Source organism: Rahnella sp. RFA10(1/100) (genome assembly GCF_004195115.1).
In the GTDB taxonomy this organism is placed as follows: domain Bacteria; phylum Pseudomonadota; class Gammaproteobacteria; order Enterobacterales; family Enterobacteriaceae; genus Rahnella; species Rahnella perminowiae.
Genome location: NZ_SEWR01000011.1, coordinates 72,910 through 85,782 on the forward strand (window position 1 = coordinate 72,910; position 12,873 = coordinate 85,782).

General features: G+C 51.7%; 13 protein-coding genes. 5 read left to right on the top strand and 8 right to left on the bottom strand.

Annotated features, from left to right (window positions below):
• Positions 1 to 191: 191 nt before the first annotated feature.
• Together pfkA and ETV65_RS22695 are read left to right on the top strand one after the other, a co-directional pair.
• Positions 192 to 1,178, top strand: coding sequence for a 6-phosphofructokinase (gene pfkA, locus ETV65_RS22690; RefSeq protein ID WP_015699196.1), 987 nt, complete (start codon positions 192 to 194; stop codon positions 1,176 to 1,178).
• Positions 1,179 to 1,361: 183 nt separating this feature from the next.
• The gene (locus ETV65_RS22695; protein ID WP_129955296.1) at positions 1,362 to 2,351 is read left to right on the top strand and encodes a sulfate ABC transporter substrate-binding protein; all 990 of its coding nucleotides are present in this window, start codon (positions 1,362 to 1,364) and stop codon (positions 2,349 to 2,351) included.
• A 66-nt stretch (positions 2,352 to 2,417) separates the two neighbouring features.
• On the opposite strand, the gene tpiA is transcribed toward ETV65_RS22695, so the two are convergent.
• Positions 2,418 to 3,185 carry a triose-phosphate isomerase gene (gene tpiA / locus ETV65_RS22700; protein ID WP_129955297.1) on the bottom strand — a complete coding sequence of 256 codons (768 nt, stop codon included), beginning with the start codon at positions 3,183 to 3,185 and terminating at the stop codon, positions 2,418 to 2,420.
• A 127-nt stretch (positions 3,186 to 3,312) separates the two neighbouring features.
• Positions 3,313 to 3,921: a DUF1454 family protein gene (locus tag ETV65_RS22705; protein WP_129955298.1), complete on the bottom strand. Its 609-nt coding sequence runs from the start codon at positions 3,919 to 3,921 to the stop codon at positions 3,313 to 3,315.
• A gap of 158 nt (positions 3,922 to 4,079) precedes the next feature.
• Here ETV65_RS22705 and ETV65_RS22710 point away from each other — a divergent pair, with 158 nt between their 5' ends.
• Positions 4,080 to 4,502, top strand: a complete 423-nt coding sequence (locus tag ETV65_RS22710; RefSeq protein WP_129955299.1) for a DUF805 domain-containing protein — start codon at positions 4,080 to 4,082, stop codon at positions 4,500 to 4,502.
• A gap of 14 nt (positions 4,503 to 4,516) precedes the next feature.
• On the opposite strand, the gene fpr is transcribed toward ETV65_RS22710, so the two are convergent.
• On the bottom strand, positions 4,517 to 5,263 hold the full coding sequence (fpr, locus tag ETV65_RS22715) for a ferredoxin--NADP(+) reductase (protein WP_129955300.1): 747 nt from the start codon (positions 5,261 to 5,263) through the stop codon (positions 4,517 to 4,519).
• A 309-nt stretch (positions 5,264 to 5,572) separates the two neighbouring features.
• On the opposite strand from fpr, the gene emrD reads away from it, so the two are divergent.
• On the top strand, positions 5,573 to 6,766 hold the full coding sequence (gene emrD, locus ETV65_RS22720) for a multidrug efflux MFS transporter EmrD (RefSeq protein WP_129955301.1): 1,194 nt from the start codon (positions 5,573 to 5,575) through the stop codon (positions 6,764 to 6,766).
• 54 nt (positions 6,767 to 6,820) lie between these two features.
• Here emrD and glpX read toward each other — a convergent pair whose 3' ends face one another.
• The 3 genes from glpX to ETV65_RS22735 all read right to left on the bottom strand — a co-directional run bounded on the left by glpX (position 6,821) and on the right by ETV65_RS22735 (position 10,394).
• Complete coding sequence (gene glpX / locus ETV65_RS22725; protein ID WP_129955302.1) at positions 6,821 to 7,831, bottom strand: class II fructose-bisphosphatase; 1,011 nt, start codon at positions 7,829 to 7,831, stop codon at positions 6,821 to 6,823.
• 145 nt (positions 7,832 to 7,976) lie between these two features.
• On the bottom strand, positions 7,977 to 9,500 hold the full coding sequence (glpK, locus tag ETV65_RS22730) for a glycerol kinase GlpK (RefSeq protein WP_129955303.1): 1,524 nt from the start codon (positions 9,498 to 9,500) through the stop codon (positions 7,977 to 7,979).
• Positions 9,501 to 9,545: 45 nt separating this feature from the next.
• Positions 9,546 to 10,394 carry an MIP/aquaporin family protein gene (locus tag ETV65_RS22735; protein WP_129955304.1) on the bottom strand — a complete coding sequence of 283 codons (849 nt, stop codon included), beginning with the start codon at positions 10,392 to 10,394 and terminating at the stop codon, positions 9,546 to 9,548.
• Between the two features lie 577 nt (positions 10,395 to 10,971).
• On the opposite strand from ETV65_RS22735, the gene zapB reads away from it, so the two are divergent.
• Complete coding sequence (zapB, locus tag ETV65_RS22740; protein ID WP_129955305.1) at positions 10,972 to 11,211, top strand: septal ring assembly protein ZapB; 240 nt, start codon at positions 10,972 to 10,974, stop codon at positions 11,209 to 11,211.
• Positions 11,212 to 11,275: 64 nt separating this feature from the next.
• On the opposite strand, the gene rraA is transcribed toward zapB, so the two are convergent.
• A complete protein-coding gene (gene rraA / locus ETV65_RS22745; protein ID WP_129955306.1) occupies positions 11,276 to 11,761 on the bottom strand; it encodes a ribonuclease E activity regulator RraA in 486 nt (161 codons plus the stop codon).
• Between the two features lie 120 nt (positions 11,762 to 11,881).
• A complete protein-coding gene (locus tag ETV65_RS22750) occupies positions 11,882 to 12,808 on the bottom strand; it encodes a 1,4-dihydroxy-2-naphthoate polyprenyltransferase (RefSeq protein ID WP_129955307.1) in 927 nt (308 codons plus the stop codon).
• Between the last annotated feature and the right edge of the window lie 65 nt (positions 12,809 to 12,873).

A 12,873-nucleotide genomic window follows, 5' to 3' on the forward strand; every position in this document is an offset into this window, starting at 1 on the left:
ATGAATCAGTAAATTGCGATGTACCGAGCGGTGTATGCGTATTCTTGCTGACTTGAATCAATTCAGCACCGGTGTTTTGTTATACTATAGGCTCAAACGCTAATAAGCCCTTTTGGCTGCATAAGAAAAATTCGCCCAACAGGCTGGCTCAAGATTCTTAAGAAATTGCATCTACAAGTTCAGAGGTAGTCATGATCAAAAAAATTGGTGTACTGACAAGTGGTGGCGATGCCCCAGGCATGAATGCTGCGATCCGTGGCGTTGTCCGCGCCGCTTTATCTGCAGATTTGGAAGTCTACGGTATTGAAGATGGCTACCTCGGCATGTATGAAAACCGCATGCGCAAACTGGATCGTTACAGCGTCTCCGATATGATCAACCGTGGTGGTACTTTCCTGGGTTCAGCACGTTTTCCGGAATTCCGTGATCCAGAAATGCGTAAAGTTGCCCTACAGAATATGAAAGACCGCGGTATTGATGGCCTGGTGGTTATCGGCGGTGACGGTTCATATGCGGGTGCAGACCTGCTGACGAAAGAAGGTGGCATCCGTTGTATCGGCCTGCCAGGTACCATCGATAACGATGTTGCCGGGACTGACTACACTATCGGTTTTTTCACCGCATTAGGCACTGTGGTTGAGGCGATTGACCGTTTACGTGATACCTCATCCTCACACCAGCGTATCTCTATTGTTGAAGTGATGGGCCGCTATTGCGGTGATTTGACTTTAGCGGCAGCGATTGCCGGGGGGTGTGAATTTATCGCTATCCCTGAAGTTGAATTTAAACGTGATGATCTGGTTGCTGAAATCAAAGCCGGTATCGCGAAAGGTAAAAAACACGCGATTGTCGCCATCACCGAGAAGTTAGATAACATCGAAGAACTGGCTAAATACATCGAGAAAGAAACCTGTCGTGAAACGCGTGGCACTGTCTTAGGCCATATTCAGCGTGGCGGAGCACCGGTCGCTTATGACCGTATCCTGGCTTCCCGCATGGGCGCTTATGCTGTTGACCTGCTGCTGGAAGAAGACCGCGACTATTCTCAGGGCGGTTTCTGTGTGGGTGTAGAAAACGAGAAAATGGTTCACGAATTAATCTCGATTTGTATCGCGCCAGAGAACAAGAAAAGCAAGTTCAAAGAAGACTGGTACGACACGGCGAAAAAACTTTTCTGATTCAGTTTATTGCGTGTTTAGAAGAACCTCCCTGGCGGGAGGTTTTTTTTCGCCCGCCTTTTGTTTATTCCATAAAGTAATAGAAAAAAACCTTTTATTCTTTATGTGTTTCATTTTTATCTGGCACGCTCTCTTTAACGAACAAATAAATGAAATCCATAGAAACTATTTCGGGAGAGTACGATGCGTAAATGGGCTGCAGGTTTGGGATTACTGTTGGTAGCAACGGGAGCGATTGCCAAAGATATTCAGATTCTGAACGTGTCATACGATCCAACCCGTGAGTTCTATGAACAATATAATAAGGCGTTCAGCAAATACTGGCAGGGTAAAACCGGTGATACGGTTACTGTGCGCCAGTCGCATGGCGGCTCAGGCAAACAGGCTACGTCAGTTATTAATGGCATTGAAGCGGATGTAGTGACACTGGCGCTGGCTTATGACGTTGATGCCATTGCCGAGCGCGGTCGTATTGATAAAAACTGGATCACCCGCCTGCCGGACAATTCTGCGCCGTATACGTCTACCATTGTGTTCCTGGTGCGTAAAGGTAATCCGAAACAAATTCATGACTGGAATGATTTGATCAAACCGGGTGTGTCGGTGATTACGCCGAATCCTAAAACGTCTGGCGGCGCACGCTGGAACTATCTGGCTGCCTGGGGTTATGCGTTGCATCACAACAACAATGACAAAGCGAAGGCTCAGGATTTCGTGAAAGCATTGTATAAAAACGTGGAAGTGTTGGATTCCGGTGCTCGTGGCGCAACCAACACCTTCGTTGAGCGCGGTATCGGTGATGTGCTGATCGCATGGGAAAACGAAGCGCTGCTGGCGACCAAAGAAGTCGGCAAAGACAAGTTTGAAATCGTCACGCCAAGCGAATCAATATTGGCGGAGCCAACGGTTTCCGTAGTCGATAAAGTGGTGGATAAGCGTGGCACCCGTACAGTGGCGGATGCCTACCTGAAGTACCTGTATTCACCGGAAGGCCAGACCATCGCAGCAGAAAACTATTACCGTCCGCGTGATCCGCAAGTCGAGAAGAAATTCGCGGCTGAATTCCCGAAACTGAAACTGTTCACCATTGATCAGGTTGCAGGTACCTGGGCTCAGGCGCAGAAAGACCATTTCGCGACCGACGGAATTTTCGACCAAATCACCAAACGTTAATCGCGCTTTTACAGACAATAAAAAACCCCGGCATGCCGGGGTTTTTTATTGTGCGGAAGAAACAGCTTACGCTTGTTTAGCTTCAGCAGCGGCTTTGACGATCACAGCAAAAGCATCTGCTTTCAGTGACGCACCGCCAACCAGCGCGCCATCGATGTCTGGCTGGGTGAACAGTTCAGCAGCATTGGCCGCGTTAACAGAACCGCCGTACTGGATGATCACTTGCTCTGCAACCGCAGCATCTTGTTTTGCGATATGGTCACGGATGAATTTGTGAACCGCCTGAGCCTGAGCCGGGGTGGCAGACTTGCCGGTACCGATCGCCCAGACAGGTTCGTAAGCGATAACAGCGCCTTCGAATGCTTTTGCACCCAGAGTGTTCAGCACCGCATCCAGTTGTTTCGCGCAAACGGCTTCAGTCTTGCCTGCTTCGTTTTCTGCTTCGGTTTCACCGATGCACAGAACAGGAGTCAGGCCAGCGTCTTTCAGCACACCGAATTTTTTCGCGATGAACTCGTCGCTTTCTTTGTGGTAAGTGCGGCGTTCTGAGTGACCGATGATGATGTATTTCGCACCGATGTCTTTCAGCATGTCGGCAGAGATTTCACCAGTGAATGCGCCGGACAGGTTCGCATCAACGTTCTGAGCACCCAGCGCAATACGGCTGCCAGCCAGAGCGTGTTTAGCCTGTGACAGGTAAACTTCTGGTGGAGCAATTGCAACGCCACAACCTACAACTGTGCTCAGTTCAGTACGCAGAGCAGCAATCAGTTCGTTAACCATGTGGGTGCTGCCGTTAAGCTTCCAGTTACCCATCACTAATGGATGTCGCATGTTTTTTCCTCCAAAAGGGGACGCGAGTGTCGATTAAAATTTCTGCCAAATAAGCAGATTACCTGTGCAACAGTATAGAGATCATTGGTCATAAAGGCTTTGCTTTTTGTCATTAAAAACCGTCATCTCATGGCTCAGCAAGCGCCAGCTTGACCGGTTCAACGGCGAATGTCAGACCTTTTTCGCCATTGTCTGAAATGACAAAACGTACTGCGCCTACTTCCTGCTTATAAAACTGCTGACCTTTGCCTTTCTCGATCAGAGAAGCCACTCTCGCCACGCTTTGCTCAGTGGATAGTGTGGCGTCGAACTGACGCATCAGGTTGGCCATATAGCTTATCGCCAGGGTGCGAGCGGCTTTTTCTTCAGCCCCCTGAATCGGCAGGTAAGTAATTTGCAGCGTTTTTATTTTGCCGGTGCCTTTTTCCAGCGCGGTCGACGCATACAGATTTTCGTTAATTTTGCTGGCAGCGCGGGTCAGGAAACTGTTGGGAGACTTATCGCTGATAGAACGGAACTCGCCAATCTGCTGAGTCGGATTAGCTTCATTATATCTGGCGCGAAAATTGATCAGCGTCGTTTCAAAGGTTGGCGCACCGGCAAGCAGGTAAGGGGCTTTTGGCATTTCTTCCGCGCCGGCGTGCTCTGCCGGCGGATCGGCCAGTGCAATATTCTGGCCGGTGAGCATAAGCAGCGCGGGAAGTGCCAGTCGTAATAAGGATTGAGCAACAGTCATAGGGCGTTTCTTATTTTATTTCAACAAACCGATTAAAGCGGGGAACGGGGGGTAATGTCAAAAGGAGTGCGTAAAGATTCTCGTCGTTGTTGTCCGTGGGGTACACTCCGGCTGGTTTAACAATTTACTCCCATTGTACTTTACGGAACGGACTGTCAATGACGTTACAGCATGCACTATTTTCTTTTAACGGCCGCCTGGGCCGACGTGATTTCTGGATGTGGATGGTCAGCTGGCTGATCCTGATGGTGGCTGACTTCTTTTTTGCCGCACAGGAATGGATTACCTATCAGTCCGCCGGATTCGCGCTGGTGGTTTTACTGTGGCCGACGGCGGCTGTGCTGGTGAAAAGATTACATGACCGTAATAAATCTGCCTGGTGGGCGCTGTTGTTTGTGCTGGCGTGGATGCTGGTGGCGGGGAACTGGGCAGCGGCGATGCCGCAGATATGGAGCTGGGTTCTGGGACGGCTGGCGCCTTCAGTGATTTTCATTATGTTGCTGATCGACTGCGGTGCGTTTACCGGCACGCCGGGCACAAATCGTTTTGGCCCGGAACCGGACGACGTTAAATTTCGCTAGTTTTCAGTCACTGCTTACCAGTAATGCTCGCTGGTCATATGACCCGGTTTACGTTTGAGGTGTTTGCGCATACCCCGCGTGTCTTTGAGTAACTGCTGTGTATCGCGAACCATCTGCGGATTGCCGCACAACATCACGTGGCTGTCCTCTGCCAGCATTTTCAGGCCGACAGCTGCTTCCAGCGCACCGCTTTCAATCAGCGCAGGAACTCGCCCGGTCAGCGAGCCTGAAATTTCCTCGCGACTGACCACGGTCTGTATATGCAGTTTGCCTTCATAACGGCGTTGCAGTTGCTGCATCAACGGCAGATAACTCAGATCGGCAGCAAAGCGTGCCGCATGAACCAGAACAATATTTTTGAACCGTTCCAGCCCCGTACCTTCCTGTAAAATCGACAGATACGGCCCGATGGCGGTGCCCGTTGCCAGCATCCATAAGGTTTCGCATTCGGGCACTTCTTCAATGACGAAAAATCCGGCGGCTTCCCTGGTGATGTTGATTTCATCTCCGGGCTGCATCACATGCAGATGCGGGCTGAGTTTTCCTTCCGGCACGTTGACCAGATAGAATTCCAGCTCACCGCTTGAGGGCGGATTCACATAGGAATAAGCGCGCTGAACCCGCTCACCGTCAATATCCAGTGAAAGTTTGGCGAACTGGCCTGCGGTAAAAGGGTCAACGGGCGCATTGACCGTGATGCTGAACAAACTGTCAGTCCAGTGTTCAACTTTTTTGACTTTTCCTGTCACCCAATCAGCCATAAAAAACTCCCGTGGTTTCTGGTTTGTTCACGTGGTGCGAAATTATGTCCTGATTTTATTTCAAATTTTCCCGATCCCGTATCGGTTAAATGTTATCAGCCTGTTTATTACCGGTTAGTCAGTATCGATTTCTGTACACCCAGCGTTACAGAAGTGGTTCCCGCCGCTGCCAGCGAACTGACAGAAGTCTTCCCCGCAGTACTCGCTTATTCATCTTAATTTGTTAACTTATGCGCCGCCGGTGTCTGGCTGAAATGATGGGTTATTTATTCTGCTCTTTTCCATACTTATCCGATAATGAACTGAAAAATGAAAAAACTGGAAAATATTCACCTGCTTATTATGCTCATTTTGCTGGTGGCTGTCGGGCAAATGGCACAGACCATTTATGTGCCGAATATTGCGGACATGGCCGCCAGTCTTGCCGTAAAACCCGGTGCCGTGCAGCGGGTAATGGCGGCATATCTGCTGACATACGGCGGCTCGCAACTGGTTTATGGTCCGCTTTCCGATAACGTTGGCCGTAAACCGGTGATCCTGACCGGCCTGATAATTTTCCTGCTTGGCGCGGCGGGCGCGATGATGTCAACGAGCCTGAATATGCTGATCGCTTTTGCAGCCATTCAGGGGCTGGGCACCGGCGTAGCAGGTGTGATGGCGCGAACCATGCCACGTGATTTATACAGCGGCGGCGCGTTACGCCATGCCAACAGTCTGCTGAACATGGGCATTCTGGTCAGTCCTCTGCTGGCACCGGTGATCGGCGGCGCTTTGTCGGCGTGGCTGGGCTGGCGTGCAAGTTTTGGGTTTCTGCTTATCCTGTGCGCAGGAGTGGCTTTTTCGATGTACCGCTGGTTGCCGGAAACCCGTCCTGAATTCACTGCCGATCATCCGCCGCGCAAAATGCTGGGCAGTCTGCGTTTATTGCTGGCCGATGCCAATTTCAGCCGTTATCTGGTGATGCTGGTCGGTGCGCTGGCCGGCGTGGCGGTGTTTGAAGCCAGTTGCGGAGTGCTGATGGGCGGCGTTCTCGGGCTGAGCGGTGTGATGGTCAGCGTCCTGTTTATCCTGCCGATCCCGGCAGCTTTCTTTGGTGCCTGGTATGCCGGGCGTACAGAGAAAAGTTTCCAGCAACTGATGTGGCATTCGGTCATCAGTTGTCTGCTGGCTGGTCTGGCGATGTGGATCCCCGGCTGGCTGGGTATCATGAATATCTGGACGCTGGTGGTGCCAGCTTCGCTGTTCTTCTTCGGCGCGGGTATGTTATTCCCGCTGGCGACCACCGGCGCAATGGAGCCTTTCCCGTATCTGGCAGGCGCTGCGGGTGCTCTGGTCGGTGGTTTACAGAATATGGGTTCAGGGCTGGTAGCCTGGATGTCAGCAATGCTGCCGCAAACCGGTCAGTTCAGTCTCGGGTTACTGATGTTTGCCATGGCAGTGCTGATTTTGCTGTGCTGGTGGCCGATGTCGAACCGCAGTCAGCATGAAGGGCATACGGCCTGATAGTGCAAAAGCAGGGCGCTGATGGCCCTGCTTTTTGATGACCGGAAGGAATGATCAGATAATAAATGCGTGCAACGCCGCGTCTTTACGGTCGAGGTAATGGGTGGAGCGGATACGGCGGATAGTGCGTGATTTACCCCGTATCAACAGTGTTTCGGTGGTCGCCATGTTCCCCTGACGGCTGATGCCTTCCAGCAGGTCGCCTTTAGTAATACCGGTCGCGGAGAAAATCACGTTATCGTTACGCGCCATATCATCAAGCAGCAGCACCTTACCGGCTTCAATTCCCATCACTTTACAGCGCGTCAGCTCTTCTTCGCCGATACGACGGTTTTCCGGTGTATCGCCTTTCACGTCATGCCGTGCCAGTAGCCGGCCCTGCATATCGCCATCCAGTGCGCGGATTACGGCGGCAGAAATTACCCCTTCCGGTGCGCCGCCGATGCCATACAGCACATCCACTTCGCTTTCCGGCATACAGGTCAGGATCGTCGCCGCCACATCACCGTCCGGAAACGCGAACACTCGCACGCCTGACGCCAGCATTTCGCGGATCGCATCGTCGTGGCGTGGTTTCGCTAAAACCGCGACAGTCAGTTCGGTGAGCGGCTTATTCAGCGCCTTCGCAATATTTGCGAGGTTTTCAGCCAGTGTCAGTTGCAGATCAATCGCTCCTTTCGCGCCCGGCCCGACGGCAATTTTTTCCATGTACATGTCCGGCGCATTGAGGAAGGAACCTTTGTCGCCCACGGCCAGCACGGCCAGCGCGTTGGATTGCCCCATGGCCGTCATACGTGTGCCTTCAATCGGGTCGACAGCAATATCTACCGCATCGCCATTGCCGGTACCGACTTTTTCGCCGATGTATAACATCGGCGCTTCATCAATTTCCCCCTCACCAATCACGATGGTGCCATCAATATCAACTTTATTGAGCATGATACGCATGGACTGAACGGCAGCATTATCGGCAAGGTTTTTATCACCACGCCCCAGCCATTTGTAACCAGCCAGCGCAGCAGCTTCGGTCACGCGGGAGAACTCGATTGCTAATTCACGTTTCATTGGAAAGCCTGTAGAAAGAAAAAAGAGGTCGGTGAGACGAGGCTCATCTGTGCCGCAGATTTTAGCACAATGGGAAAAGGCACATAAAAAAACTCCCCAGGCGGGGAGTTTCAGAAAGAGGTGTTGGCGATAAAATACCCGGCGATTACTCGTCGTGATCTTCCCAGGAACGAACACGTGCCACCGCTTTTTGCCAGCCTTTATAGCGGACATTACGTTCCGTCGTTTCAATGCTTGGGCGGAATTCACGTTCGATAGTTGCTTTGCTGCGCACCTCTTCCAGATCGCTCCAGAAACCGACGGCCAGACCGGCGAGGTAGGCAGAACCCAGCGCGGTCACTTCCAGCACTTCCGGGCGCTCTACACGGGTGCCGAGAATGTCTGACTGGAATTGCATCAGGAAATTATTGGCAACCGCACCGCCATCCACTCGCAGCGCCTGCAGACGAGCGCCTGAGTCGGCCTGCATCGCATCCAGCACGTCGCGGGTCTGGTAGGCGATAGATTCCAACGTCGCGCGGATAATGTGGTTACTGTTCGCACCACGGCTCAGACCGAAGATAGCGCCGCGGGCATACGGGTCCCAATAAGGCGCGCCGAGGCCGGTGAAGGCGGGCACCACGTAAACACCATTGGTGTCTTTCACTTTCATGGAGAAATATTCGGAGTCGGTTGCATCGCTGAAAAGCTTCAGTTCATCTCGCAGCCACTGAATGGACGCACCGCCGACAAACACAGCACCTTCCAGCGCATAGTTCACTTCGCCGCGCGGACCGCAGGCGATGGTAGTCAGCAAACCATTTTTAGACGCTACCGCTTCAGTACCGGTATTCATCAGCAGGAAGCAACCGGTGCCGTAGGTATTTTTCGCCATACCCGGTTGGACACACAGCTGGCCATACAGGGCCGCCTGCTGGTCACCGGCGATACCGGCGATAGGGATACGCGTACCGCCTTTACCCCCGATGTTGGTCTGGCCGTAAATCTCAGAAGAAGGGCGAACTTCCGGCAGCATTTCACGCGGAATATCCAGCGCTTCAAGCATACGCTCATCCCATTGAAGGTCATGGATGTTGAACAACATGGTACGTGAGGCGTTAGTGTAATCCGTCACGTGAACACGACCCTGCGTCATTTTCCAGACCAACCAGGTGTCGACGGTGCCGAACAGCAGTTCGCCGCGTTTAGCGCGTTCACGTGAACCTTCAACGTGGTCGAGGATCCATTTCAGTTTGGTACCGGAGAAGTACGGGTCGATAACCAGGCCGGTGTTGTGGCGAATGTATTCTTCCAGACCGTCTTTTTTCAGCGTTTCGCAGATGTCAGCAGTGCGGCGGCATTGCCAGACAATCGCATTATAGATTGGCTTGCCAGTTTCTTTTTCCCACACAATGGTGGTTTCGCGCTGGTTGGTGATACCGATACCGGCAATCTGATCGGAATTAATGTCGGCTTTTGCCAACACTTCCACCAGCACCGAGCTTTGCGATGCCCAGATTTCCATCGGGTCATGCTCAACCCAGCCCGATTTCGGGTAGATCTGGGTGAACTCGCGTTGTGCCACGCTGACGATATTGGCATCGTGATCCAGAACTACGGCGCGTGAACTGGTTGTACCCTGGTCGAGTGCAACAATGTATTTTTTTTCGTGAGTCGTATCTGCTGACATAATATTCATCCTACGAATGAGTAAGCTGTGGAACAGTTTAGCCGATCAGGCCTTACGTTGTTTGGATGGCTGAGGTGCTTTTTCTTCTGCCGGTTCATTAATCTGATTTGGCAAATGGCGACCAATCAGCGCCTTGTAGGCGATGGCACCCAGAGAAGCCCCGAGCAACGGGCCAAAAATTGGCACCAGGAAATAAGGAATATCGCGCGCACCGGTGAAGGCAACCTTGCCCCAGCCAGCGAAGAAGGCGAACACTTTCGGACCGAAGTCACGGGCCGGGTTCAGGGCGAATCCGGTCAGTGGCCCCATGGATGCACCGATAACCGCGATCAGGATACCGATAAGCAGCGGTGCCAGCGGGCCACGTGGAATACCGTTGCCATCATCAGTCAGGCCGAGGATTAACGCCATCAGAATGGCTGTAATCACCGTTTCTACCAGAAACGCCTGCAATACGCTGATGTGCGGGTTCGGATAGGTAGAGAAAATACCGGCCAGATCCAGACTTTCGACGCTGCCGCGGACCATATTGTGGCTTTGCTCAAAATCGAAGAACAGATTGTAGTAAAGGCCATAAACCAGTGCAGCGGCGCAAAAAGCACCGGCGACCTGTGCCACGATGTAAGGCAGAACTTTGCGTCCTTCAAAGTTTGCAAACAAACAAAGTGCAACGGTCACCGCCGGATTCAGGTGTGCACCGGAGATGGCGGCTGTCAGGTAGATGGCCATTGCCACACCCAGACCCCAGATGATACTGATTTCCCACTGGCCAAAGGTTGCCCCGGCAAGTTTCATTGCTGCGACACAGCCCGCACCAAAGAAAATGATAAGCCCGGTACCCAGAAACTCAGCGATGCACTGACCTTTTAATGTGGAACTCATGGTTTGGCTCATAGTTTGATCCTGCTAAGGATGATGTTAATGGTTAGTTATAGTTTTTCTGTTATATCGTTTGTGAACGTAATCGGATTTTGGCGTTCATCATTAAATGAGAACGTAATGTGAATTTATCGTTAACGAGCATAAACGAGAAATAGCGAAATCAAATTTTGTGTGTTGCGTCATAAAAATGAGCGATTTCGCGTATTGTCGGGCCATGATGCCGCGCCAAAAGGCCTGGATTTAACATTTTCAGCGCGCGTTGCTGACAAACGAGCATCACTATTACGTGTTTTACGGTGGCTACGGTTATTCGGCATTAAAGGCTATTTCTGGCGTGTGACGCTGCTTTTTAGGCATTTCCTGATACCCGGCACTGTAAAATTGCAACAGACTGCGTGGATAGAGGGGTTGCGGGTAGACAGATCAAAGCTGGCTACATACAATCACCCGTTAAGACACCTGCCGGTTTTATGCAATTCTCTGATGAATTCGTTATAAAAATCGACGGAGTGCAGGAATTTTTGAGCCGTGTCCGGACGATGCGGCAGAACATAAGATGTGCGCCTTGCGAACATAAGGGGACCGAAAAATGTCATTTGAAGTATTTGAGAAATTAGAAGCTAAAGTTCAGCAAGCGATCGATACCATTACTCTGTTGCAGATGGAAATCGAAGAACTGAAAGAGCAGAACAACGCCCTGTCTCAGGAAGTTCAGCAAGCCAGCGGCAATCATGAGTCTCTGGTGCGTGAAAATGCGCAGCTGAAAGAAGAACAACACGTATGGCAGGATCGTCTGCGTGCACTGTTGGGAAAAATGGAAGAAGTTTAATCACTTCATATTCCAAATAAAAAAGGACGCCAAGGCGTCCTTTTTTGTTGTGCACAGAAGAAAATTATTCTATATCGAGCGGGTCTTCTGACAGCACGATACCGGTATTATCGGCATAAAGATGGTCGCCGGAGAAGAAGGTGACGCCGCCGAAATTGACACGAATGTCGCTTTCGCCGATTCCTTCACTGCCTGCGCCAGCCGGGATAGCGGCCATCGCCTGAATACCCAGGTCCAACTCTTCGAGATCGTCAACCTGACGGACTGCACCATAAATCACGATGCCTTCCCATTCGTTCTGGAACGCGAGGCGTGCCAGTCCGGCATCCAGCAGTGCGCGACGCACAGAACCGCCGCCATCAATCACTAACACACGGCCACGGCCGTTTTCTTCCAGCAGGTCATAAAGCAAGCCATTATCTTCGAAGCATTTCACGGTAGTGATTTGCCCGCCAAATGAAGTACGGCCGCCAAAGTTGGAGAACAAGGGTTCGACGACATTCACTTCTTCATGGTAGATGTCGCAAAGTTCGGAAGTATCGTATTTCATAGGTTTTCATCTGGTTGCTGCATGAATGCTCAGTATATCCCTTTCCGGCGGATGTTGGCAAAATCATCAATTGTTAAATGTGAAAAGTGACCTGATAAACGCACATCAGGCCAACTTTGTTCAATTGAGTAACAGTCCTACTGCAAATAAGACGTTAGTCAGCAACGCCGTTTTTACCATATGTTCCAGTAACGGGCGGACTTCGGTGGATGTTGTGGATTTCATCACCCGCGCCACATGTTTCGCCAGCATCGGAATCGCCAGAATAAACAGCCAGCCGGTCCAATGATGCAGGTATACGGCGGAGAAAATGAGCAGACACAGCACGGCGGCGGTCAGGATGATAGTGTGATAACGGCGGGCGTTAACCGGCCCGAGGCGAACCGCCAGTGTATTCTTGCCATTGATACTGTCGGTTTCGATATCGCGCAAATTATTGATATTGAGCACGGCGGTGGAGAGCAAACCGGTTGCCGTCGCCGGAAGCATCACGATCCAGTCGAAATAGCCTGCCTGTAAATAAAACGTCCCCGCGACACTGATCCAGCCGAAGAAAATAAGAACGGAAATATCGCCAAGCCCCATGTAGCCATAAGGCCGTGTGCCGACGGTATAGGTAATCGCCGCACCAATCGACAGCAAGCCGAGAACCAAAAACCCGACCACGTCACTGGGTTTATGGCAGGCCACGGCGATGAGCGCGATACCGCAAATTATGGTCAGCGCGATGGTCAGGATAATGGCGTGCTTCATCTGCGCAGCGGTAATCAGCCCCTTTTGCATTCCGCGCAGAGGGCCGACGCGATCCGGGGTATCGCTGCCTTTCTCTGCGTCCCCATAGTCATTCGCCAGATTCGACAGGATTTGCAGACAGCCGGCAGTCAGCAGTGCCAGCAATGCAATAAGCGGATGGAAGGTATTTTGCAGGCTGGCAATGGCAGAACCCATGACGATAGAGGCAAACGCCAGTGGCAAGGTTTTCGGGCGCAAGCTTTCCAGCCAGGCGCGGGCGGGCGTCGTCGGTGTGCAGGAAGTGATTATGCTCATAGATGATTTCGCTCAGGTGAAGAATCAGTCCGAAATCTAAAAAAAATCAGGGAGGCAAACGCCTC